The organism is Pseudomonas syringae (genome assembly GCF_001698815.1).
GTDB classification, from domain to species: domain Bacteria; phylum Pseudomonadota; class Gammaproteobacteria; order Pseudomonadales; family Pseudomonadaceae; genus Aquipseudomonas; species Aquipseudomonas syringae_A.
Genome location: NZ_LGSI01000065.1, coordinates 82,462 through 105,932, shown reverse-complemented (window position 1 = coordinate 105,932; position 23,471 = coordinate 82,462). Strand labels below are relative to the sequence as shown.

Below are 23,471 nucleotides of genomic sequence, written 5' to 3'. Positions count from 1 at the left end.
AGTAAACCAAGCATAGCTACTCATTAGCTATCGCTCCGTCCACCGGCTGCTTCTGGCCGATTCTGTTGAAAAAATCGACCTCGGTTTCTACGGAAGAGAAGTAAGCGTCGTAGATTGAAATCCTTAATATTTGCGGAGGTTTTCAGGCCGAGATTTCACGTAGAAGCGTGCTAAAAGGCGGTTTCGCCGGCCAATCTTTCGGCAGTTCTAAAAAACCGATTTTTTCAACAGAATCGGCCGTCTGCTGCCTGTCGCCACGGCAGCTTTGGGCGGATTACTGCCTATTCTCTACGAAAAGAGATGATCGACAACGTTCAAATTCAGGAGGTTTACCATTCGTATGCGGCTCTGAATTACTTGCAGACCGACAACGCGCTGACATCTAAAAAATCCCGAGTTCGATTCCACCGAACGCCATAACTAGCTGATTTGTTTATAGTTACTAGTTGGGGTACGCCGAATTTTCCAGCGAACTCCAGATGCCCGAAAAACCTACTCTCGCCGAAACATACCGTTCGTCTGGTGCCGCACCATACAAGGTTCCAGGGAAAGCTTTCAAAATCTCTGAAACCCCCGAAAAACCCGCCTTCTGGCGGGTTTTTTCGTTTTGGCCTCTCTAACTTGGGTATCAAGGTGCTTGCGATTTCTTGATACGGATGCGCGCCTTGAGCCACCGCCAGACCGAAGCCCGTTGAGCCCTCATTGGCAGCGATGCCGCGTGTACGTGGTCGAGAAGGTGAACAGCCCGTTCTGATGGATTTGGTTGGGATGAAAGGTTTCCTCCGGCCCAGCCATCGTCCATAAGAAGCAGTACCGATGGCGATGGAGATCCGCGCGCCTCAATCCGCCAGACGCTATCTTAAATAAACTCATCAAACCTTGAAATGACCTATTTGCTGCTGTAGTACGGTTCCTAGTGCTGCCAAGTTATTACTTGAGCTGGCAGTTCTCTCACAGGATAAAGCTGAATCATCCGCAATATTGCGAACTGAAGTAACACTACGGTTAATTTCTTCTGCTACACAACTCTGTTCCTCACCTGCAGTTGCGATTTGCCTTACCATCTGTTGGATGTTGTCAATCATCGCCACGATGGTTTCAACCGAATTTCCGGTATTTGAAACCTGTATGACGGTTTCATCAGTCAAACCGCGACAGACTTCCATCATCCCAGCAGCTTCTTCAGCTATTTTTTGCAGATTGGCGGTCAAAGTTCCAATCTCCAGGGTTGCGCCCTGAGTCCGTTTGGCAAGAGTTCTCACCTCATCTGCTACCACCGCAAATCCTCGACCAGCATCGCCCGCCCTAGCAGCTTCGATAGCGGCATTTAGCGCCAACAAGTTGGTTTGATCAGCGACTGACGTGATTACTTGCAATACACCACCTATGTTCAAGCTCTCTATTTTGAGTTGTGCCATGGCGGCGGCAGATTTAGACACCTCAGATGCCAGACGTTTTATTTGGGTTATTGCGTCTTTTGCCATGGTGCCGCCGGTCTGCGCTTGAAGGTTAGCGCTGAGTGCCGCATGGGCTGCTTCTTCGGAATTGCGCGCAACTTCAAGGGTGGTTGCTACCATTTCGTGGATCGCGGTCGCGACTTGGTCGATTTCAATTCTCTGGTTTTCTACGCCGATGCGGGTCTGCTCTGTCGCAGCGGAAAGATCCACAGCAGCAGTAGAGATAACTGCCGATGAAGTATTAACCTGACTAATAAGCAAGCTCAGGCGTGACTGCATTTCACTTAAGGAGGACAGCACACTACCGGCCACTGACATTTTCGCTTCGAGAATCGGGCGCAAATCGCCACTGGCAACGCGCTGAGCGATTGTCGACAAGATGGTGGGCTCTGCACCAAGAGCACGTGATAATCCACGAACTATTAGAATCGTCAGCACCACCCCTATGGCAATTGCTATTGCGCAGAAAAACATCAGAAAATCGCGATTATTTTGATACTCGACCTGCGAGTCACTTACACTAGCTAGTGCAACCTTTGAATTAAACTCCTTGTAGTCATTGACGCTGGCCACCAGCTTTTTTAGGAGTGGCAAGCATTCGTTATTCATCATATTAATGGCTGCGCTATTATCGCCACTCATGGCTAGCCGCGTAATCTCTAAGGCGACAGGGCCATAGATTTTCTCAATTTTCTCAATCTCAGCAACCAATTTACGGGCACTATCACTATTAGCGGATGGAGCCAATGCATTTACTCCAGCTACTAGTTCTGACAAAAGGCTTTTAACTTTCTGATGTTCGGTGTTTATGGTGACGGCCTCAGCCTGTCGGTCAGCTGCAGAGGTAACCAGTACAAGATTGCGTGCTGAAATAGCACGTTGCTGCGCAGCGAGCAGCAAATCATTCATCAAACCCATGCGCTTATCCAAGCCATCGACATAGCTTGAGAAGCGCAGATTCGATTCATTTAAGCTAATGACTGATAACGTAGAAATCAGAAAAATGATCAATACCATCATGCCAAAACCTAATACCAACTTTGTCCTTACCGGCAAGGAAGTTAACATGCAGATACTCCTCTGATTTTTCAGTATTTTTGTGGCACAACCAAGAATGTGGCGCATTGGCACTATGCGGCGTGCGGTGTCAACATTTCAAGTGTTAAATCCAGTTTTGATAATAAATCTATAATCCAAAATACAAACGACTCAATCGAATTGTCTGTGTGATCTGCTGGCATCTATTCGAATACATCCTCTACTCCTGGTTGTACCATTGCTATACAAATAAGATTGAGAATAAGAAGCGCTCTATATTTAACTAAATTGTATTTGATCGGTTCCCATAACGGGACATTCGTTAAATCGCCCCCCACACCAAGGCCTGCCTCGACGGGCGCGCATCGCGGCTACCTGTTCATCGGTGGCGAATTCACATTGGTTGTCCTCTTCTACCGCCATTTCGATTTGTGCAATTAAAGTCTTTTCATGCTCGATGTAGTCGCGAAGAACCTCCATCGCCAAGTAGCTGATACTTTGGCCATTCGTCTTGGCCAGATCGGCGAGAGCGTTGGAAAGGTCTTCCGGCAGGTTCAGGGATATCCCGGTCATGGCAGCCTCAGTCGTGAACGTTTGTTGGGCACCTTACACCTTCACGGACTCATCCAAATTGACATGCAGTCCCGCGACGCTTCACGATCAATTCCGTTTCAGGTTGATCTGCTATGAAGCATTTGCTTGTGAGTTGTCCTTGCCCCCGAAACCCCACCCGCTAGCAACGAACCATCAGAAACATCCTTCAGCAACAAACCTACCGCCCTGTAAGACTCTTCTGAAATTTTCGAATATCCTCTGCACCGTCTTGTGCCTCGTATGACCGCGGAATACGCTCGTCGGGTCGCTGATCACAGCGACCGGTTTTGACAGACCGTATCAATCGAGGCGCAACACTCGCCAAGCCGTCAGCAGATCTTGTATCCGCAGGCTGTGTTATGGCGGCTGTCGTGGGGCACATTCGTGTGCGCCGGGTTCCTTGATTCCTGGTCTGTCAACCCGCGTGCAGCCGCCGCCCATTCTGATTGACAGCAGAGGGCGTCGGCTCAACCAATCAGGGAGATTCACCATGATCAGATCGACGCCTCATCCACCTCAAACACCCCTCACTCCAGACCCGCTGACCAATACCAACCTTGGTAACCTCAGCCTGTTCGCGGTCAGGCCCGACATCAAGGTTGAAGATGCGTTGGTTCTGGCGTCCGAATACCTGAGCTGCGCAGCTGCTACCGCATATGAAACAGCCGATAACATCACGCTGGAATTCCGGCCGCTGGCTCGTTCGGTGTTACATCAGATAGAAGCGGCTCGCGTGCTGGTTGAGGCGTCGGTTGCCGGGCTGGAAGATAAGAGTAGAGCGTAATAACGCAGCGTTTTGGCTAGATATCAGCTCGCTCGTCTTGTTCAGATGTATCAAGACGAGCGCCCTTTCTTGCTGCTCAAATCTGGCCAAAACCCAACCCCCCATCAGAAAACCACCCCAAAATCCTCGCAACCCAGAAACATCCTTCAGCAATAAATCCGCCCTTCTGTAAGACGATTCTGAATTTAGTGGATATCCTCTGCACCGCTTGTGGATGCCTGACGCTGCGGCTAATTTCCTGCCTGTCGTTGAAATCAACGACCGGGTTTAGTCGCCCGATCTACCAGCAAAGCGTGTCCACCTTCATGACCGTATCCACAAGATCGGCATGGCGATTTATGGCGGCTGTGCACGGGGCACCTTCGGGTGCGCTGGGTTTGCTTGGTTCCCGGTCGACTAACCCGCGCTCAGCCGCCACCCATCGTTTAGTCGCGATGAGTTATGGCTCAACTAAACCAAGGAGTCACCATGCTCAGATCCACATCGCAGCTACCCGGACACACAGCTCCAAAGCCCGAACCATTTGGAATCGGCATGAGCTTGCTCACCACAAAGCCAGGCGTAAAAGTCGAAGACGCCCTCATAACCGCCTCGGAATACCTCACCTGCGCGGCCGCCACCGCTTATGAATCTGCGGACAACAGCACCAAGGAATTCCGGGCACTCGCGCGGTCTGTGATGCATCAGATTGAGGCGGCTCAGATTTTGGTTGAGGCGGCGGTTGAGGGTATGAAAGGAAATACCCGCGGTATGACCCAAGATTAATCGTTTCGGAATCTTCATAGACGATTGCTGGTCCGTCTTCGCTGCTGGAGACCGCCTGCGGTACAGTACATGGTCGAGCTTCTCTGAGGCCGATGTGAGTTTTAAATAAAACCAGGCTAGCCACCTTCCAAAAACCTAATGGATTGACAGATGTTTTCAAAGTTTTTAATAAATGAAAAAACCATGGACTTCACAGCCAAGGGCATGGCTTTCATTGCAAAAATAGGGATTTTTATTGGAGGTTTATGTATAGGCCTTTACTCTTTGAAAAATGGACATTTTCCGCAAGGTATTACCTTAGGGGACGGCTTTTTATTTTTGATCACTGCGGGTTGTTTTGGCTTTGTCTATATTCTATTTGTCGCGTCCTTGACTGCGATGGGAGTACTTTGCAGCCCTGTGCTACGGCCCCTGCTTAACATCGTATTCTGGAGCTTAGGTAAGCTTGCCAAAAACAAAACTGGCAAGGAGGCGAAACCAAAATACCAACTGAAAAAATTCCAGTGGAAATACTTTCTCTTCACACCAGTACTCGTACCGATGCTGATAGCATTCGGGCGTAGCGACAAAACCGTATACTTGACACTTACACTCTTATCAATCGCGCTCTATATGTTTTATTCAATATACGAAGACATGGGCAGGATGATCAAGAGCACAAACTCGGCTACCCAAGGCAATATTGATTACAAAGAAAAACATCTGGAAGTGATGCACGGTAGCAGCCTTAAAAAAGACCGATCCATCATGATGTTCATCATCATTTTCTTACCCATTGCCATGGGTGGCGTGACGGGGCAGCTTCTCGATTCGGCCATGCGGGCAGCAAATATACGCATAGATCTCACTACAGCGTATATACAAGAACCCTACTACTCATTGCTCACTACCAAATCAACTGAAACAACAGCAGAAAAATTCAAGAAAATCGAAAATATAACCGTGATTTTTCGTGGATTTGGAAGATCATCCCTGGTTTCTTATTTGGAAAATAACAAGCTGATCAAGCTAGAGATACCAAATGAAAAAATCATTATTCCGCGCAAGACGAACATGACGCCGACTGATCAAACCTGATCATGGCCAATGGCAATGGTCGTCCAGAAGAACGGGCGACCGCTCACATCCCCTTCATACACTTCCTCACATCATCATCAATCACATTCCCGGGCTTGATGCATTCCCGTAGCGTCTTGCGCTCAGGCACTGCTGCGAACTCGGCAGCTGCCTGATTGGCGCATTGGGCTTTTATGGCTTTGCCGACACCTGTCAGGTCGTTTTGGAATGTGTCACACACGAACGCTCGGCTCAGCTGGTTGATGCTGCTCCCCAGCAGCCCGCGATTTGGCTCAGCGGCCTGAGTCGATACGCTGGCAACAAGCAGCGTTGACACGAGAAATCCTTTCATCTGCCGTAATCCCTTTTTCCTAAATGCGTGATGGGCCTTCTATAGCTAGGCTCTCTCTTCGATCACCTGTTTATTTTATCGCCCGCCTTATACAAATCCTGAGGCAGTCGCCATGGCAACACACGATATTTCCGACATCTACAAAGCCTACATCGCCTGCCTGAACGCCCAAAACTGGCCGGCCCTCGGCAACTTCGTTCACGAAGACGCTTATCACAACGACCGGCCGTTCGGGCTTTCAGGTTATCGGGAGATGCTGGAGAACGACTTTCGGCAGATCCCGGATTTGCAGTTCAACATCCTGCTGCTGGTCGCTGACGCCAACCATATTGCTGCCCGCCTCGGTTTCGATTGCAGCCCGCAGGGTGAATTTCTGGGGCTGGTGGTGAACGGGAAGCGGGTGCGTTTTACCGAGAATGTCTTCTATCAATTTCGCGACGGGAAGATCGCGCGCGTCTGGTCGATTGTCGACAAGGCGGCTATCGAGGCTCAGCTGTAGAGCTTCGACAGCGGGCGGTCAGTTCAGCAGGTAGCGGGAGATGTGCTTGGATATTTCGACAATCGAGGTTCTGCCGGTGAATTCGAATTTCACTTTGCCCAGGGACGAGAAGTAGATTTCCAGTTCGGAGTCGAGGTCGAAGGTTCCGGACGTTTCTATAGAGTAGGCGACGATGTTTTTGTAGGGCAGCGAGGTGAAGTCTTTTTTGCTGCCGGTGATGCCTTGCACGTTGACCGAGATGATTCGTTTGTTGGTGAACACCACGCCGTCGCGCATGGATTTGTAGGCGTCGATGACTTCTTCGTCTTCCAGCAGCAGCGATTGGACGCGCTCGGCGTATTCGCTGTTTTGTTTGAGTTTGAAAAAGCCCTTGTTGTTGAAATCCAGCATTGATCCGTCCTCGCTTATGAAAATCCTGCGCCGAGCATACCCATCAAGGCGCGCCGAATACCATCGTCCAGTAAATCCCGGCATGGCTGCGGGAGTTGGTGCCGTATGCCGCGCCGACTTGGGTGAACATCGGGTTCATGAGGTTGGCGCAGTGGCCGGGGCTGGCGAGCCAGCCTTGCATCGCGGTGGTTGCCGAGCCTTGGCCGCTGGCAATGTTTTCGCCGACTTGACGGCCGCCGTAGCCAGCGGCTCGGGCGCGGTCTTCGGGCAGGTCGCCGTTGGGATCGATGTGAGCGAAGTAGCTTTCATTGGCCATGGCCAGGCTGTGTTGTTGCGCGGCGGTTTCCAGTGCAGCGTTCCACGCCAGTGGCCGTGCGGCGGCGTAGGGCTTACGGCCGCACATGCGCGGTTGAGCGCGGGCGGCGTTGACCTGGGCGAGCAAGGTTTTGCCAGCGGTTTGCTTGTCTTCCAGACGACCATCGAGCAGGGGTTTGGCGAGCACCACGCGCCATTCGTTCGCTGCGCGGGTGATGCCGATGTCTGCGAAATCGGTGTCGAGCAGCGCCGCGCAATATCGGCGCTGGAGCATGTCGAAAGCGGCGTCTGCATCAGGCGCGCCGACCAAACGGATGGTTCGCACCGACACCGCTCGATAGCCAGACGCTTTGAGTGTCTCGCGCAGATCGCCGCCGAAGCCGATGGGCAGTGCGAGTTTCGACTTCAGCGCCAACGGCGACAGGCCGCGGGGTGTGTTGCTGGCGCAGCGCGAGGGTTGGGCGCGGTAGTCGTTGATGGCTTGTGCGAGCTGGGTTTCTGCGCTGGCCTGGGCTGAGCCGGCGAATAGCGCGAGCAGGGGAATCAGGCAGAGCAGGAGATAAGAACGAGCGGTTGGGCGCATGGGGCGGCAGCTCTGATGGGACGGCGAGGAAGGTGATTCGTAAGCGGGTGAATTATGGCGGGCGTATGACTGCGGGTTTTGGCACAAGTTGCACGACGGGCGGGAGATTATTGGGTGGTTGATGAATCGATTCGTGGGCAAGTCGGAATGCCGCCCGCTCGCTCCAACGGAGGTTGTTGAAGCCGTGGTACCGGATTCATCCCGGAAGGCGGTGGTTAGGCCGGTAAATCCATGTCTACCGGACCGCCGCCTTCGGGAATGAATTCCCTCCTACAGGTAAATCCCACATTTCCCTTGAGACCGGATTCATCAGGGAAGGCGGTGGTTAGGCCGGTAAATCCGTGTCTACCTGACTGCCGCCTTCGGGAATGAATTCCCTCCTACAGGTAAATCCCACATTCCCCTTGAGACCGGATTCATCCGGGAAGGCGCTGCAACGCAAATCGCCCCCGAACATTGCTGTTCGGGGGCGATTTGGTCAGGGGTTAGCGGATCAGACGACCTTACGCTGCGGCGCGCCGTGGACCATGGTGTAGGCGTAGTCGACGCCCATGCCGTATGCGCCGCTGTGTTCGAGGACCAGTTCCATGACCGCTTCGTAGGTTTCTTTGTGCGCCCAGTCGCGTTGGTATTCGAGCAGCACTTGTTGCCAGGTCACGGGTACGGCGCCAGCCTGGATCATGCGCTGCACGGACATGTCGTGGGCTTCTTTGGTGGTGCCGCCGGAGGCGTCGGTGACGATGTACACCTCGTAGCCTTCTTCCATGGCTTCCAGTGCCGGGAAGGTCAGGCAGACTTCGGTCCACAGCGCGGCGATGATCAGTTTTTTGCGGCCGGTCGCTTTGACCGCTTCGACCAGCTTTTTGTCTTCCCAGGAGTTCATGGAAGTACGTTCGATGGGCTGTTGATCCGGGAATACACCGAGCAGTTCTGGCCAGATGTAGCCGCTGAAGCTTTTGGTTTCAACCGAGGTGAGGATGGTCGGCACGTTGAACAGTTTGGCAGCCTTGGCCAGGCCAACGGTGTTGTTCTTCAGCGTCTGGCGGTCAATCGACTGAACACCGAAAGCCATTTGCGGCTGGTGGTCGATGAGGATCAGAGCGGAGTTGGTTGGGTTGAGCAGTTCGCGGATCGACATGGTTTTATTCCCTTTAAACGTTAGATTGAGTCGCTGAGTTCGGTTGCCGCGTTTCAGCGTTTGGCTGTGTTCTGCGGCGTTGGAACAAAGATACTGCCAGCACCTAATCGAGACAATTACCTAAAATACGGATTCATTGTTTCTATTTTAGGGACACTGCGTTAAACGTACTCAATGCAACGTGGGACGCGTGCGAGTGGCTTCTTGGCGGGTGCGTGGCTTCACCGTTCATCATCCCGGCTGAAGAACCTTAAAGTCGAGCCGATAGGACAGTTTCAGGCGCTAAATGAATTCGGCACAGGTCTGGTGGAGATTTGATAACGGCCAAGTGCTACCTATACTCCACCTCACTGTTACTTGTGACCCTCACCTCAAGCGTCTAAAGAATCAGCAAAATGCCCTGTTTGAAGTCAACATGGAGCATCCTCCGGAAAAATCTGCAAATATATGTTTTTAAACGTATTCCTTTAAAACTGAAATTCCTGCGACGCAGAAGCCATTGATATCGAATGGATTCCACAGGTTCTCGATATACCTTTATGGACGTTGAAGATGGCCAAGCATGTGACTCAAACCGAGCAAACCTTTCCTGCCGAACAACGTTTGATTTCAGCGACAGATACCAGCGGCAAAATCACTTACTGCAACGATGAGTTCGCGAGAATCAGTGGTTATTCCCAGGCAGAACTCATCGGTAGCCCGCACAACCTGGTTCGCCACCCGGACATGCCCAAAGATGTTTTCGGCGTGATGTGGGGCTATTTGAAGGCGGGCAAAAGTTGGATGGGCATCGTCAAGAATCGCTGCAAGAACGGCGATTTCTACTGGGTCAGCGCGTACGTGACGCCGATTCTGGAGAACGGTCGGCTGATCGGTTATGAGTCCGTGCGGGTCAAGCCGACTCGCGAGGAAATCGCCCGCGCCGAAGCCTTGTATGCGCGCTTGCGTGGAGGTAAAAGCGCGGTAACCGGCGCTCGTCATCTGGGCGCGTTTGCCAGCGTTATTGCGGTGCCTTTGGTTGCCGCGATCGTTGCGCTGGCGGTGAATAATTTCTTCCCTGGCGTCGTTGCTCAAGTGGTGATCGCCGGGCTGTTCGTGGCTTTGGGTGCCTGGGCTTATCTGCGCGGCGAGCGACAGCTGACCAGCATTATTGCCAGTGCTCCGAATGCATTTACCGACCCGGTAAGCGCGCTGACTTACAGCGACGCTTATGGCTCTCAGGCGCGGGTGGAGATGATTCTGCTCAGCGAGGACGCACGCCTCAAAACCGCGTTGACCCGCCTGAGCGATCTGGCCAATCAGGTTTCTGAAGCGGCAGGTCACTCCACTCAGCTCTCCTCGAAAACCGAGCGCTCCCTGCTGGAACAACGTGCCGAGACGGACATGACCGCAGCGGCCATGACTGAAATGGCGGCCTCGATCAACGAAGTCGCCAGGCATGTGCAGCACACTGCATCCGAAGCCGCCACGGCCAACGAGCTTGCCGAGCAAGGCAGCAGAGTCGCTGGCACTTCCCGCGAGGCGATCCAGCGGCTGGCGGGCACGGTCACCAATATCAGTAGCGCCGTCGATAACCTGGCCAATGAAACCCAGCAGATCATGTCGGCGGCCGGTGTTATTCAAGCGATTGCCGATCAGACCAACCTGCTCGCGCTCAACGCCGCCATCGAAGCTGCCCGGGCTGGCGAACAAGGTCGTGGCTTTGCGGTGGTTGCCGATGAAGTTCGGGCATTGGCGGGCAAGACGCGTGAGTCGACCCAGCAAATCCAGGCCGTCATCGCGTCCTTGAAAAAGGGTGCCGACGACGCGGTCAGCATTGCGCAGTTGGGTATCAGCGAGGCTGACAAAGGCGTTGCTCAGGTGATCGAAGCGCAGGACGCGTTGCAAGGTATTCGCGAAGTGATCGGCCGGATCAGCAGCATGGGTCATCAAATGGCGACCGCTTCGGAAGAACAGGCGCATGTGGCCGAGGACATTTCCCGGCAGATCAACAACGTCGCCGAGACCTTCGAACGATCCGCCAGCAACGCCAGCGCCGCCGTGTCGCGCGGCACTGAGCTTGAAGCGGCGTCACGCGGTTTACGTGCGCTGGTTGAACGGTTTAATCGTTAAGGCAAAAGGCCGCCCGTTGGAGCGAGGCTTGCCCGCGAATTAGGCGCCTCGGTGGACCAGACAGACCGCGTTATCGTTCTTCGCGGGCAAGCCTCGCTCCAACGGGGCTCACGGCAACAGAATCACCTTATCCCCCGCGCCCTGGTTGACCTCGGCGTAGCGTGCCAGGCCTTCGCTGAGCGGTGACTCGAGCAGGCCGGTGGGCAGCGGCAAGCTGCCTTCGTCGAAAAATCGGCCGAACTGGTCGAGCATTTTCGCGCAGGCCTGGCAGTCGTACAGCAACGAGTTGATGCCGACCACCGAGCCGCCCTTGCGATACAGGGCCAGCGCGGGCAGTTGCACGTGGCCGTCTACCGGGGCGGCGATGATGGCGATGCGGCCGAACGGCGCCAACGCACTCACTGCGGCGGGGAGCCAGAAACCGGTGGTGTCGAAAATGACGTCGGCGCCGCCCTTGTAAATCCGGGTGACTTGTCCGGCCAGTTCCTCAGCCTGGTCCAGCAAAATCGCGTCGAAGCCCTGATCCTGCAGCGTCTTGAGCTGTTCGGGGCGACGTACCGCGCCGAGGACTTGGGCGCCAAGAATCTTGCCCAGCGCCAGGGCGGCACTGCCGACCGCGCCGTTGGCACCGATCACCAGCAAACGCGTATCGGCGCCGACCAGGCTGCGTTGCAACGCGTCCCATGCGGTGGTGTATGGCACGCCAAGGCTGGCGGCCTGGCTGAAGCTCAAATGTTTGGGTTTGAGGGCCACGCCCTTGGCCGGCAAGGTGAGGAACTCAGCATGGGAGCCGTCACGAAAGAAGCCCGGCTCTTTGCCAGTGCCCCAGACTTCCTGGCCGAGCAGCGCCGACGGACCTTCCACCACGACCCCGGCGAAATCACGCCCCGGCACGCGCGGCAGCGTGGTGTACGGAAAACGACCGAGCACATTTTTGACGTCGCTGGGATTCAGGCCCGCGGCTTTCACCTGGATCAACACTTCATCCTGGCCCGCCACCGGCTTGGGCAGTTCGACGTATTGCAGCGCGGCAAGGTCGCCGGTTCGGGAAAATTGCAGTGCTTTCATGGAAGGCCTCTCGTGAAGTTTTTGCGGCGCGATTCGAGAAATCAGGACACCCAGCTGGCAAACAATTGCTTGCCCATGGGCCATATTTTTTCGCCCAGCAACATGCCGGTCAGACCGACCAACGCCACGGCGGGCGGCGCAGGTGAACGGAAATCAAGCGCGCCGTAGAGCAGGCCGACGGCGATACCAATAACGATGGAAATGAGATAGCTCATGGTGAACTCCGGGCAAACTGGAATGCACAAAGTTTACGAGCGGCAGGGAAAAGCTATCGGCCAAGGACTTCGGAATATCGGCCAAATCCCGTAGGAGCGGGCTTTAGCCGCGGGAGCGGGAGGTCCGACGAGGCATCTGCTGCCAATGGACTGGCCTGCTCCCGGCTGAAGCCGGTCCTACGGATTTCATATGAGCGGGTATTTGGACGGCGCCACGCCCAGTTCCCGGCGGAACATGTCGCTGAAGCTGCTGGGCGAGTAGCCCAGTGAGCGGGCGATGGTGCTGACCGGCACGCCCTGGATGATTTCCGCCACGGCGGTGGCCAGTTGCACTTGTCGACGCCACTCGGCGAAACCCATGCCCAGTGCGCTTTGAAACAAACGGGCCAGCGTGCGAACGCTGGCTCCAGCGTTTTCCGCGTGCTGCTCGAACGCAATCGCCAGCGACGGCTCGCTCATGACCGCCTGACACAGGTTCATCAGGCGGCGGTCGGATTGATCAGGCATGGGGATTTTCAGGAGGGATCGTTTGGCGCGCTTGAGTTCCAGCAGCGCCAGTCCGACCAATGCGTCGTAATACTCCGACGCCTGTTCGTGATCCTGGGCGACAAGGCCGAGGATCAATTCCCGCAGCAAGCGACCGACTTCGAAAACCTGCACCGTGCTTTCGAGGGTTTCGGCAATTGCCGGGCGCAGGTAGATATTGCGCATTTCCAGGTCGGTGACAACGCGAATGCCATGTACCACGCCGGGCGGCAGCCACACAGCCCGCTGCGGCGGAACGACCAACGCTTCCAGCGGCGTTTCGACCCACATCACGCCGGACGTGGCGTACAACACCTGACCCCAGACGTGCTCATGCGGCTCGATATACCGCCCACGCGGATAGGTACGCGCCAGCGGTTGCACGGGCACGGCAATATCGGAAAGATCAGGAGGCGTCGCGAGGGCCATGGGGTGACCGGGTCAGGTGCTGGGATGGCACATGGTAGCTCAGCCAGCACCAATTGTTGGAGCGAGGCTTGCCCGCGGAAAGGTCTTCGCGACGATGTCGGCCAGCACACAGGACTGTAGGACCGGCTTCAGCCGGGAGGGCGGAAGGTCTGATGACGCAACCGCCGCGAATGTACCGGCCTCCTCCCGGCTAAAGCCGGTCCTACGAGTGGTGTGCTGACAATCAGAAAACGCTGATCGGATAATCCACGAAGATCCGCGTTTCGTTGCCTTCGCTGTTGTAGTTGCTGGCGTTGTCGGACACGCGCAGGAACGAGTTGCGCAGGCGCACGGACAAATCTTTCGCCGGGCCGCTCTGGACCACGTAGGTCAGTTGGCTGAAGATTTCGCGCTCTTCGCCGCTGCCGCGATTGGTGCCGTCGTCGATGTTGTCGCCGCGCACGTAAGCCACTTTATAGCTCAGGCCCGGAGTGACAACAGTCGACAGGTTCACGCCGTAACCCGCCTGCCAGGAACGCTCGTCCTTGCCGTTGAAGTCGGACCAGTACGAGTTCGCCAGGTAGATGGTGTTACCACCGTCACCGAAACCGCCAGCGTTGCGATAGCCGCCGTAGTTGTAGCCGGTGTCGCCGGTGCTGCGCTGATGGGCGATGGTGAACGAGTGGATGCCCACTGCCCAGGTCGCCGCCAGGCTCCAGATCTTGTTGTCGCGCTCGCCGCTGTCGGCGATTTCCTTGTCCAGTTCAGTCTTGTAGCCATTGAAATCGAAGGTCAGCGACTGGTCAGGCTGCAGGGCAAATACGTAGTTCAGGTTCAGGTACTGTTTTTTCAGCGTGTCTTCGTCGTCGGAGGCGTAGAACGCTGCGCTGAACGCGTCGGTGAATTTGTAGCTGGCGCCGTAGACGTTGATGCTTTTCAGATCGCCACTGTCGCGACCTTCGGCACTTTTACGTGTCTGCTGGGTGAAGCGACCCACGTTGACGACCAGGCCATCGATCTCTTTGGAGGTGATCAGCGTGCCGGTGTAGCTTTCCGGCAGCAGGCGCGAGTTGTCGTAGCTCAGCACCGGGAACTCAGGCATCTGGTCGCCGTACTTGATCACGGTGTTGGAGATGCGCGCTTTTACTGCACCGCCAAAACGCGACAGATCATCCGCCGCTGCGCCGCTGTCGCCCTGCTTGAAGAAGTCGATACCGCCCGCGCCGCTGCGACCCTTGCCGCCATCCAGACGCAAACCGTACAGAGCGAACGCATCGACGCCCACGCCGACCGTGCCCTGAGTGAAACCCGAGGCGAAGTTGGCGGTGAAGCCTTGGCCCCACTCGGCCTTGTCTTCGCGGCCATTTTTGTAATCGCGATTGATGTACGCGTTGCGCAGGAACAGGTTGAGGCTGCTGTCCTCAACAAAACCCTTCGAGTCGGCCTGACCGTTGGCCATGACCTGTCCAGCACTGATCAGACCCAGTGCGAGCAAGCTGATACGTGTAGTGAGCATCGATAATTCCCTTTCTGCGGATTGATCACGCGCCGTGGCGACGACTTGTTCAGTCGTTTGGCCTTCCGAAAAACAGGCTCCGAAAGGCCGGCGCAATCATCGCAGTGGACTACTGATGCATGGCATTAGGCCACGGGCGGAGGACGCAAATCCTAGACGCAGGCTTAAAAGGTGTCAATTTTCATGTAACACCTTCTATACATCCGACCGCTCTAGAACGAGCTGTTGGAGTCTCGATGCACGTTGATCAACGCTTCCAGCTCCGCTTCTTCCAGCAACCCGATCGGGTAACGCTGTAGAAGCATTTTGCGTACATCCGGTCGTTGAGGCGTTCGGATGTTGGTCGTCCTTAACCAATCCGCCATTACCTGGCGAGCCTCGCTACTAGCAGACAAACCGCGAGCGTGGTGCTCTAGAGCTGCGTTCATAGGGACAACCTCTGTAAGTCGTGAGGAGCTAAATGTACGGGTGCTATATGACAGACGAGAGACGCGGCAAACGATTAAACACTTCGTTACAGATCTATCCAAAAGCATAGACCAGCAAACCGCGACCCATAAAAAAGCCCATCGGGTGATGGGCTAGTGAGAGCAAGATCGGGACCAACTGTGTGTCCGAACTGAAATATCGTCCTACAATTCAGACCCGATGCGGGGCCGGTTGCTGCTGGGTCAGGCAGTGAATATTGCCGCCGCCCAACAGTAACTCGCGGCCTGGAACCATCACCACTTCATGCTCGGGGAACAACGTTTGCAGGATTTTTCGTGCTGTTTCGTCCAGTGGATCGTCGAAGCTTGGGGCGATAATCCCGCCGTTCACGATCAGGAAATTCACATAGGAACCGGCCAGACGCACCGAAGGGTTGCGTTCCTGACTGCCGTGCACCTGATCAACGCCTGCGCATTCTTCATGCGTGGCGAACAATGGGCCGGGAATCGGCATCTTGTGCACGATGAATGCCCGACCTTGGGCATCCCGATTGTTTTCCAAAATACTCAATGCCGCGTGGCAGCGTGAATAGTTGGGGTCTTTAGGATCATCTGTCCAGGCCAGTAGCACTTCGCCGGGGCGCACATAGCAGCAGAAGTTATCGACGTGTCCATCCGTTTCGTCGTTAAACAGGCCGTCCGGCAACCAGATGATCTTGTCGACCGCCAGGTTGTCGCTGAGCACGGTTTCGATCTCTGCGCGGGACAGGTGCGGGTTGCGATTGCGATTGAGCAGGCACTCTTCGGTGGTGATCAGCGTGCCCTCGCCATCAACGTGGATCGAGCCGCCTTCAAGCACGAAACCCTTGGTCTGGTAACGCGGGCAGCGCTCGATTTCCAGAACCTTGCTCGCCAGCTGGGAGTCCCGGTTCCATGGCGAATACAACCCGCCGTCGAAACCGCCCCAGGCGTTGAAGTCCCAGTCCACGCCGCGCACCTGGCCGTGGTCATTGATGACGAAGGTCGGGCCGGTGTCGCGCACCCAGGCGTCGTCGCTGCTGATTTCCACGACGCGAATGTTCGGCACATCGAGTCGCGCGCGGGCGTTATCGTATTGCGCGGCGGAAACGGCAACGGTCACCGGCTCGAAACGCGCGATGGCTTTGGCCACCGCGACGTGAGCGGTCTGCACCGGTTTGCCGCCCAGGCGCCAGTTGTCCGGGCGCTCGGGCCAGACCATCCAGGTCTGGGTCTGCGGCGCCCATTCGGCCGGCATGTAAAAGCCGTCGGCGCGTGGCGTGCTATTGAGCGTTGTCATAATTCAGGACTCCAGCGAACCGTCGTAGAAAGGGCTTCTCACCATAGCAGGCGTGCCATGACAATCTGGACGCCTTTATAGCGGATAAAAATCGGGTTTAAAAGTGTTTATCCCGTCATCAGCTAACAAAATCACAGGATTAATCAGATATTAATCTGACAAAAAACGTTGGAGTGAGGCTTGCCCGCGAAGGTATTTACACGGTTTGTCTGACGGACCGTATCGCCTTGATTCGCGGGCAAGGCTCGCTCCAACGGGTTCTAGGCCAGCTCTGCCAGCACCTTCGACACCATATCCACAAAGAAATCCACACTTTGCCGGGTGGTGACCATCGGCGGTTTGATTTTGAGGATGTTCAGGTAGTCGCCGGTGGGCTGCATGAAAACGCCCAGTTCCCGCAGGCGCTCACATAAATAGGCGGTTTCTTCGGTGGCCGGTTCCAGGGTCTGGCGATCACGCACCAGTTCGACGCCCAGATAGAAACCCATGCCGTGTACCGCGCCCACCAACGGATGCTGATCGATCAGAGCCTCCAGCCGCGCCTTGAAATGTCCGCCGACAATTTCAGCGTTTTCCCACAGCTTTTCCTCTTTCATCACATCGAGCACCGCCATGCCGATGCGACAGCTGACCGGGCTTCCTCCGGCTGACGAGAAGAAATAACCCTCGGCTTCCAGCGCCTCGGCGATTTCCCGGCAGGTGATCACCGCGCCCAGCGGCTGGCCGTTGCCCATGCCTTTGGCCATGGTGATGATGTCCGGAACAACGCCCTGCTCTTCGAAACCCCAGAAGTAACGGCCCAACCGGCCATAACCGACCTGCACCTCATCGGCGATGCACACGCCGCCCTGCTCCCGGACCTTCTGGTAAACCTGCTGCAAGTAACCTGGCGGCAAGGAAATCCCTCCGGCGTTGCCGTAAACCGGCTCGCAGATAAAACCCGCCACCTGCCGCTGTTGCGCAGCCAACTGCTGCAAAACCTGCTCGACACTGCGTACATAGTGCGGTGCGCTGTCCGGGCCGCGAAACTCACCGCGATAGCTGTTCGGTGCCGTGACCGGATGTACCCAGTCCGGCCGGGTGCTCAAGGCTTGCGGGTTATCCGCGATGGACGTGGAAACCGCATCCGCCGCCACTGACCAGCCGTGGTAGGCCTCCAGCACGCAGAGCATGTCGCGCCCACCACTGAACGCCCAGGCCAGACGAATCGCCAGGTCGCAGGCTTCGGTACCGCTGTTGACCAGAAACACTCGATCCATGCCTTCCGGCGCCAGTTCCAGCAGGCGTTCGGAAAATTCGGCGATGGCAGCGTAATGAAAGCGCGAATTGGTGTTGAGCAGCGACCATTGCCGACCCGCTTCGGCCGCCATGCGCGGATGGCCATGGCCGAGGACCGCAACGTTGTTGAGCATGTCCAGATAGGAACGGCCTTGCATGTCGATCAGATGATTGCGCCAGCCGCGCTCGATGTGCGGCGGCGACTGGTAATAATGCTTTTGCGAGCGGGCAAAGCTGGCATCGCGACGCGCCAGCAACCCCGTCGAATCCGGCAGCGGCGGCGCATCGCAGGGGAAACCCAGCAACGTCGAAGGCGACGGGCACAACGCACGCCACGCATCGACCCAGGATGGCGTGGCGAATAATGGCGGGCTCAGTTCGGGCACCGAACAAAGCTGCACGATCAACGAACCGGCGCTTTGACCGATTTCGTCACCAGCGGCCAGCTTTTGTCCGGATGCAAGGCCCGAAGCAACACCCCACACACGCAGGCTCATCTCATCGCCAACCAGCAACAGCGCGGCATCGGCGGTCCTGCGCACGCTGCAGTTGAATGGCGCATGCAACGGGATGTCATGCGGCAGGCTCAATTCCACGTGCAAGGCGCAGGTTTCGGGCTGCTTCGCACTGTCAACCAGAGTGCGCGACAGGCGATACTCCCCGAAACGGCTCGACGCCTGACCTGTTGCCTGCGCGGCCTGCATCAACATTTGCTCGTCGATGCCATCCTGCTGCCAATTGCCAGCGACGAAATGCTCGCTCAGCACGCCCAGATCCACCAGGCGGAATTCCCGGCCGATCATGCTCGGCAGCAACGGGAAATAAATCGGCTCTGGGGCCTTGGCCGTCGCCATGCCCAGCGCCGCGAGAATCGCCGCTTCCATCAGGGCAATCGGCACGGAAGTGGCGAGATCGAAGATGCCCCATTCGCTGTCGATATTGGCCTGAATGTACGCGTTGTCCGGTTCGACCCTGGCCTGCTGTTCACTGCTGAGGACCAACACCGCCGAACGTGCGACGATCAGCGGCCAAAGTGCCTGCAACTCTTCACGCTGCAAGGGATTGATCGCGTGGTAGGCGCGAATCGCCGGCAGGATATACAGCGGATCGCCGTCAGCGTGGTGCAGCAGCGCCGCGCACGTAACGGAAAGGTCCGCAATGCGCCAGGTCGTGACCAGATCGCCGAAGTCGATCAAACCCTGCAACTGCCATTGACGCTGTGCGTCACGAGCCCAGACCACGTTGTATTCAGTGATATCCAGATGCACGGCCTGCAACGGCAATGCGCCAATCAGAGGTAGCAAACGATCCTGCGCCTGCTCGGCCGCTTCGGCGATACAGGCGCGGTTATCGGCGTCTTCAATCACGGGTAACAAGTGCTTGATCAGCGCCATCGCATGCCGAGGATCCCATTGCAGGATGCGCTCCAGCCCCGGATGTTCGAAGCATGCCAGCGCTTGATCAACCTGAGCGCACAGTTCGCCAAGGCCGACCACGACTTCAGTCGGCAGATGCGCCAGATGGCTGAGTGACTGCCCGTCGATAAACTCCAGCAGGCGCACATGCACAGGCTTTGCGTCGATTTCCAGCGACAGCAGCTGCTCGGCATTTTTGCTGCTGACCACGCCCGGCACGCGAACCTGCGAGTGTGCCGCCAGATGCCCCAGCGCTGCGTGTTGAGCCTGCAATTCGGCAGGCGAATACGCGCCGTGGCAGATTTTCAGGACGTAGCGGCGACTGCCGGTGTCGAGCAGGAAATTGCGGTCCTGCTGACTGCCCAACGCCTTCAACGTGCCGCTCAGGCCGTAATGTTGATCGAGCAGTTGCAACGCCTGCTCTGTGGTGATTTCCGGACATGGCAGGCTGGAACGGCGAATCAACGTGGCGAGGGGCATGAACAACCTCAAATAGTGTTGGAGCGGGCTGCCTGGCCCGGCCGACGAGGGCGAATCAGGCGTGGCTTGAGTGCTTTGACCCACAACTATAGTTGCGTCGGATTAACGACACCAATAAGGACGCCGTAGAATCGCCATCGCCGGTTTTATGACGCAAGCGCCGGGGGCCAATCAATTCTTTTCATGACCCAAGCGACCATTCTTGCTTGATGCTGCTTGCGCGGGCCTGCTCACGCCCACAAGCTATGCTCCATACGTCTTACGACCAACAAGGAAGAAGGCCAGCTCATGCGAATACTTGTAACTGGCGGTGCGGGCTTTATCGGCTCGGCGCTGATCCGTCATCTGATCCAGAACACCGAACACGATGTGCTTAATTTCGACAAATTGACCTATGCCGGCAATCTCGAATCGCTGGCCAGCATCGCGACCAATACCCGCTATGAGTTCGTGCAGGCCGACATCTGCGATCAGGCCCAGGTCAGTGCCGTGCTTGAGCGCTTTGCGCCGCACGCCATCATGCATCTGGCTGCGGAATCCCATGTCGACCGCTCCATCGACGGTCCCGCGGAATTCATTCAGACCAATATCGTCGGCACTTACAGCCTGCTGGAAGCTGTGCGCGGTTACTGGCTCAAGCTGCCGGAAGCCGAGCGCGCAGCGTTTCGCTTCCATCATATTTCCACCGACGAAGTGTATGGCGACCTGCACGGCGTCGATGACCTGTTCACCGAAACCACGCCCTATGCGCCCAGCTCGCCCTATTCGGCCAGCAAGGCGGCGTCCGATCATCTGGTCCGCGCCTGGCATCGCACCTACGGCTTGCCGGTGGTGGTCACCAATTGCTCGAACAACTACGGCCCGTTTCACTTCCCTGAGAAGCTGATCCCGCTGGTGACCCTCAACGCCCTCGCCGGCAAGCCGCTGCCGGTGTATGGCAACGGCCTGCAAGTGCGCGACTGGCTGTTTGTCGAGGATCACGCCCGGGCGCTGCTCAAGGTCGTGACTGAAGGTGTGGTCGGCGAGACCTACAACATTGGCGGCCACAACGAACAGAAGAATATCGACGTGGTGCGCAGCATTTGCGCCCTGCTCGAAGAGCTGGCGCCAGAGCACCCCGCTGGCGTGACGAATTTTGCCGACCTGATTACCTACGTATTGGATCGTCCGGGCCACGATCTACGCTATGCCATCGATGCCGGCAAGATCGAGCGCGAGTTGGGCTGGACGCCGCAGGAGACGTTCGAATCAGGGCTGCGCAAAACCGTGCAATGGTATCTCGACAACCTGGAATGGTGCCGCAGAGTGCAGGACGGCAGCTATCAGGGCCAACGACTGGGCTTCACCAACCATAAGGATCTGATCGCATGACCAAGGGAATCGTTCTGGCAGGCGGGTCGGGCACACGCCTGCACCCCATCACTCTGGGCGTCTCCAAACAGCTGTTGCCCATCTACGACAAACCAATGATCTATTACCCGATCTCGGTGCTGATGCTGACCGGTATTCGCGAAATCCTGATCATTTCCACGCCTCAGGATTTGCCGCAGTACCGCAATCTGCTGGGTGACGGCCGTCAGTTCGGGGTCAATTTCCACTACGCCGAGCAACCTAAACCCGATGGCCTGGCCCAGGCGTTTTTGATTGGCGAAGAATTCATCGGCGACGACTCGGTGTGCCTGATCTTGGGCGACAACATCTTCCACGGTCAGCACTTCAGCGAGCAGCTGCAAAAAGCCGCGGCCCACACCGAAGGCGCGACGGTGTTCGGCTATTGGGTCAAGGACCCGGAGCGCTTTGGCGTGATCGATTTCGACGACGAGGGCCGCGCGCTGTCCATCGAAGAGAAACCCAAGCATCCGAAGTCAAGCTACGCGGTGACCGGCTTGTATTTCTACGACAACGAAGTGATCCAGATCGCCAAGGACGTCAAGCCATCGCCACGCGGCGAGCTGGAAATCACTGACGTGAACAACGCCTATCTGGAACGCGGCGACCTGCGCGTCGAACGTTTCGGGCGCGGTTTTGCCTGGCTCGACACCGGCACCCACGACAGCCTGCTCGATGCGTCGCAATACGTGCAGACCATCGAACATCGCCAGGGCCTGAAAGTCGCCTGCCTCGAAGAAATCGCTTATCAGAACGGCTGGGTGGATCGCGCCCATCTGCTTGCCCGCGCCGACTATTTCGGCAAGACCGGTTACGGCCAATACCTGTTCAAGCTTGCGGGGGAAAATCAGTGAATGTGATTGCGTGTGAAGTGCCTGAAGTCATCATCATCGAGCCGCGTGTGTTCGGTGATGAACGGGGGTTCTTCTATGAAAGTTTCAATGCCAAGGCGTTCGAAGACGCCACCGGCCTGGACACCCAATTCGTGCAGGACAACCACTCACGCTCCGCCAAGGGCGTATTGCGCGGCCTGCATTACCAGATCGAACACGCCCAGGGAAAACTGGTGCGTGTGACGGCGGGTGAAGTGCTGGATATTGCCGTGGACATCCGCCGCAGTTCGCCGACCTTCGGCAAGTGGGTCGGCGTGAAGCTGTCCGCCGAGAATTTCCGCCAGTTGTGGGTGCCGCCGGGTTTTGCCCATGGTTTCGTGGTGCTCAGCGACTACGCAGAATTTCTGTACAAGACCACCGATTACTACACCCCGGCCGCAGAACGCTGCATCCGCTGGGATGACCCGGACCTTGGTATCGACTGGGAGCTGGACGGCAAGCAGCCGCAGATGTCGGCCAAGGACCAGAATGCAAAAAGTCTGAAGGAGGCTGATCTTTTCCCATGACCGATCGCGCCGAAAAACCGCTGAAAATCCTGATTTCCGGCCAACATGGCCAAGTCTCCCAAGCCTTGCAGAAAAGCCTGGCGGACCTGGGCGAACTGGTGGTGCTGGGCCGTGACCAGCTGGACCTGAACGATCCATTGGCGGTGATTGATCGGGTTCAGGCCGTGCAACCAGACCTGATCATCAATGCGGCCGCCTACACCGCAGTCGATCAGGCGGAAACCGATGCGACGGCGGCGTTTCAGATCAACTCGATGTCAGCGGGCGTTTTTGCCCAGCAGGCCGAAGAGCTGGGCATCCCGCTGATTCATTACTCCACCGATTACGTGTTCGATGGCAGCAAGCAATCGCCCTATACAGAAGAAGATGAAGCCAATCCCCTGAGCATCTACGGTGCCAGCAAATGGACCGGCGAACAGGCGATCAGCGCCATCGGCGGGCAGCATTTGATTTTGCGCACCAGCTGGGTGTACTCCGCCGTCGGGCGCAACTTTCTGCTGACCATGCAGCGCTTGTTGCAGGAACGCGACGAATTGAACGTCGTCGCCGATCAGATCGGCGCACCGACCTGGGCGGGCACCATCGCCCAGAGCACGCGGCAGTTGATCGAACGCTGGCGTAATGGCAATCCCGGCGCTTGGGGCACGTATCACCTGACCGCCAGCGGTGAGACCTCGTGGTTCGGTTTTGCCGAGGCGATTGGTCAGGAACTGATCAAAAACGGCAAGAAATGCGCGACGCTGCACCCCATCCCGTCCTCTGCCTACCCAACCCCCGCCCCGCGCCCGCTCAACTCGCGACTGGATTGCAGCCGACTGCAACGCGAATGGGGTGTGCAACAAACCGACTGGCACAGCGCATTGCTGGAGTGCCTGAGCGAGCAGCGTTAGGCATAATGCCGGTTCCGGCACATGCCTGCTGCTTTCGGGTCCGTAGGAGCGGATTTATC

The 23,471-nt window shown here is 56.6% G+C and carries 21 protein-coding genes; 9 read left to right on the top strand and 12 right to left on the bottom strand.

Translation table 11 applies throughout. From position 1 onward, the window contains the following. Window positions 1-872 precede the first annotated feature (872 nt). Together AFK24_RS22205 and AFK24_RS22200 are read right to left on the bottom strand one after the other, a co-directional pair. Window positions 873-2,525 carry a methyl-accepting chemotaxis protein gene (locus AFK24_RS22205; protein WP_065835274.1) on the bottom strand — a complete coding sequence of 551 codons (1,653 nt, stop codon included), beginning with the start codon at window positions 2,523-2,525 and terminating at the stop codon, window positions 873-875. Window positions 2,526-2,774: 249 nt separating this feature from the next. Then, window positions 2,775-3,068: a CopG family ribbon-helix-helix protein gene (locus AFK24_RS22200; RefSeq protein ID WP_240500429.1), complete on the bottom strand. Its 294-nt coding sequence runs from the start codon at window positions 3,066-3,068 to the stop codon at window positions 2,775-2,777. Window positions 3,069-3,579: 511 nt separating this feature from the next. Here AFK24_RS22200 and AFK24_RS22195 point away from each other — a divergent pair. From AFK24_RS22195 to AFK24_RS22185, 3 genes are all read left to right on the top strand, one after another. Continuing rightward, the gene (locus AFK24_RS22195) at window positions 3,580-3,873 is read left to right on the top strand and encodes a DUF6124 family protein (protein ID WP_065835273.1); all 294 of its coding nucleotides are present in this window, start codon (window positions 3,580-3,582) and stop codon (window positions 3,871-3,873) included. Window positions 3,874-4,407: 534 nt separating this feature from the next. Next, the gene (locus AFK24_RS22190) at window positions 4,408-4,638 is read left to right on the top strand and encodes a DUF6124 family protein (protein WP_065835278.1); all 231 of its coding nucleotides are present in this window, start codon (window positions 4,408-4,410) and stop codon (window positions 4,636-4,638) included. Between the two features lie 183 nt (window positions 4,639-4,821). Next, window positions 4,822-5,715, top strand: coding sequence for a hypothetical protein (locus AFK24_RS22185; protein ID WP_139110562.1), 894 nt, complete (start codon window positions 4,822-4,824; stop codon window positions 5,713-5,715). 43 nt (window positions 5,716-5,758) lie between these two features. On the opposite strand, the gene AFK24_RS22180 is transcribed toward AFK24_RS22185, so the two are convergent. Next, on the bottom strand, window positions 5,759-6,046 hold the full coding sequence (locus AFK24_RS22180) for a hypothetical protein (protein ID WP_065835271.1): 288 nt from the start codon (window positions 6,044-6,046) through the stop codon (window positions 5,759-5,761). Between the two features lie 112 nt (window positions 6,047-6,158). Between AFK24_RS22180 and AFK24_RS22175 the strand changes: the two genes are divergently transcribed. Further along, on the top strand, window positions 6,159-6,545 hold the full coding sequence (locus AFK24_RS22175) for an ester cyclase (RefSeq protein ID WP_065835270.1): 387 nt from the start codon (window positions 6,159-6,161) through the stop codon (window positions 6,543-6,545). An 18-nt stretch (window positions 6,546-6,563) separates the two neighbouring features. Here AFK24_RS22175 and AFK24_RS22170 read toward each other — a convergent pair whose 3' ends face one another. The 3 genes from AFK24_RS22170 to AFK24_RS22160 all read right to left on the bottom strand — a co-directional run bounded on the left by AFK24_RS22170 (window position 6,564) and on the right by AFK24_RS22160 (window position 8,971). Then, window positions 6,564-6,935 carry a PH domain-containing protein gene (locus AFK24_RS22170; RefSeq protein WP_065835269.1) on the bottom strand — a complete coding sequence of 124 codons (372 nt, stop codon included), beginning with the start codon at window positions 6,933-6,935 and terminating at the stop codon, window positions 6,564-6,566. 43 nt (window positions 6,936-6,978) lie between these two features. Next, a complete protein-coding gene (locus AFK24_RS22165; protein WP_065835268.1) occupies window positions 6,979-7,833 on the bottom strand; it encodes a CAP domain-containing protein in 855 nt (284 codons plus the stop codon). Between the two features lie 493 nt (window positions 7,834-8,326). Further along, entirely contained in the window at window positions 8,327-8,971 is a 645-nt protein-coding gene (locus AFK24_RS22160; RefSeq protein ID WP_065835267.1) for a hydrolase, read from the bottom strand. Between the two features lie 546 nt (window positions 8,972-9,517). Between AFK24_RS22160 and AFK24_RS22155 the strand changes: the two genes are divergently transcribed. Then, window positions 9,518-11,083 carry a PAS domain-containing methyl-accepting chemotaxis protein gene (locus AFK24_RS22155; RefSeq protein WP_065835266.1) on the top strand — a complete coding sequence of 522 codons (1,566 nt, stop codon included), beginning with the start codon at window positions 9,518-9,520 and terminating at the stop codon, window positions 11,081-11,083. A gap of 108 nt (window positions 11,084-11,191) precedes the next feature. On the opposite strand, the gene AFK24_RS22150 is transcribed toward AFK24_RS22155, so the two are convergent. The 6 genes from AFK24_RS22150 to AFK24_RS22130 form a co-directional block, all read right to left on the bottom strand. Next, window positions 11,192-12,151: a quinone oxidoreductase family protein gene (locus AFK24_RS22150; protein ID WP_065835265.1), complete on the bottom strand. Its 960-nt coding sequence runs from the start codon at window positions 12,149-12,151 to the stop codon at window positions 11,192-11,194. A gap of 41 nt (window positions 12,152-12,192) precedes the next feature. Next, on the bottom strand, window positions 12,193-12,366 hold the full coding sequence (locus AFK24_RS30135) for a DUF1427 family protein (protein ID WP_080482243.1): 174 nt from the start codon (window positions 12,364-12,366) through the stop codon (window positions 12,193-12,195). Window positions 12,367-12,552: 186 nt separating this feature from the next. Further along, window positions 12,553-13,320, bottom strand: coding sequence for an AraC family transcriptional regulator (locus tag AFK24_RS22145; RefSeq protein WP_065835264.1), 768 nt, complete (start codon window positions 13,318-13,320; stop codon window positions 12,553-12,555). 223 nt (window positions 13,321-13,543) lie between these two features. Continuing rightward, window positions 13,544-14,815, bottom strand: coding sequence for an OprD family porin (locus AFK24_RS22140; protein ID WP_065835263.1), 1,272 nt, complete (start codon window positions 14,813-14,815; stop codon window positions 13,544-13,546). A 639-nt stretch (window positions 14,816-15,454) separates the two neighbouring features. Beyond that, complete coding sequence (gene aguA / locus AFK24_RS22135) at window positions 15,455-16,561, bottom strand: agmatine deiminase (RefSeq protein ID WP_065835262.1); 1,107 nt, start codon at window positions 16,559-16,561, stop codon at window positions 15,455-15,457. A 260-nt stretch (window positions 16,562-16,821) separates the two neighbouring features. Then, a complete protein-coding gene (locus AFK24_RS22130; RefSeq protein ID WP_065835261.1) occupies window positions 16,822-19,734 on the bottom strand; it encodes an aminotransferase in 2,913 nt (970 codons plus the stop codon). 288 nt (window positions 19,735-20,022) lie between these two features. Here AFK24_RS22130 and rfbB point away from each other — a divergent pair, with 288 nt between their 5' ends. The 4 genes from rfbB to rfbD are packed head-to-tail and all read left to right on the top strand — an operon-like array spanning window position 20,023 to window position 23,412. Then, the gene (gene rfbB, locus AFK24_RS22125; protein ID WP_065835260.1) at window positions 20,023-21,105 is read left to right on the top strand and encodes a dTDP-glucose 4,6-dehydratase; all 1,083 of its coding nucleotides are present in this window, start codon (window positions 20,023-20,025) and stop codon (window positions 21,103-21,105) included. Further along, entirely contained in the window at window positions 21,102-21,977 is an 876-nt protein-coding gene (rfbA, locus tag AFK24_RS22120; protein ID WP_065835259.1) for a glucose-1-phosphate thymidylyltransferase RfbA, read from the top strand. Before rfbB ends, rfbA begins: the two co-directional genes overlap by 4 nt. After that, window positions 21,974-22,522 carry a dTDP-4-dehydrorhamnose 3,5-epimerase gene (gene rfbC / locus AFK24_RS22115; protein WP_065835258.1) on the top strand — a complete coding sequence of 183 codons (549 nt, stop codon included), beginning with the start codon at window positions 21,974-21,976 and terminating at the stop codon, window positions 22,520-22,522. Before rfbA ends, rfbC begins: the two co-directional genes overlap by 4 nt. Next, window positions 22,519-23,412, top strand: a complete 894-nt coding sequence (gene rfbD, locus AFK24_RS22110; RefSeq protein ID WP_065835257.1) for a dTDP-4-dehydrorhamnose reductase — start codon at window positions 22,519-22,521, stop codon at window positions 23,410-23,412. The genes rfbC and rfbD overlap by 4 nt, the downstream gene beginning before the upstream one ends. Window positions 23,413-23,471 lie beyond the last annotated feature (59 nt).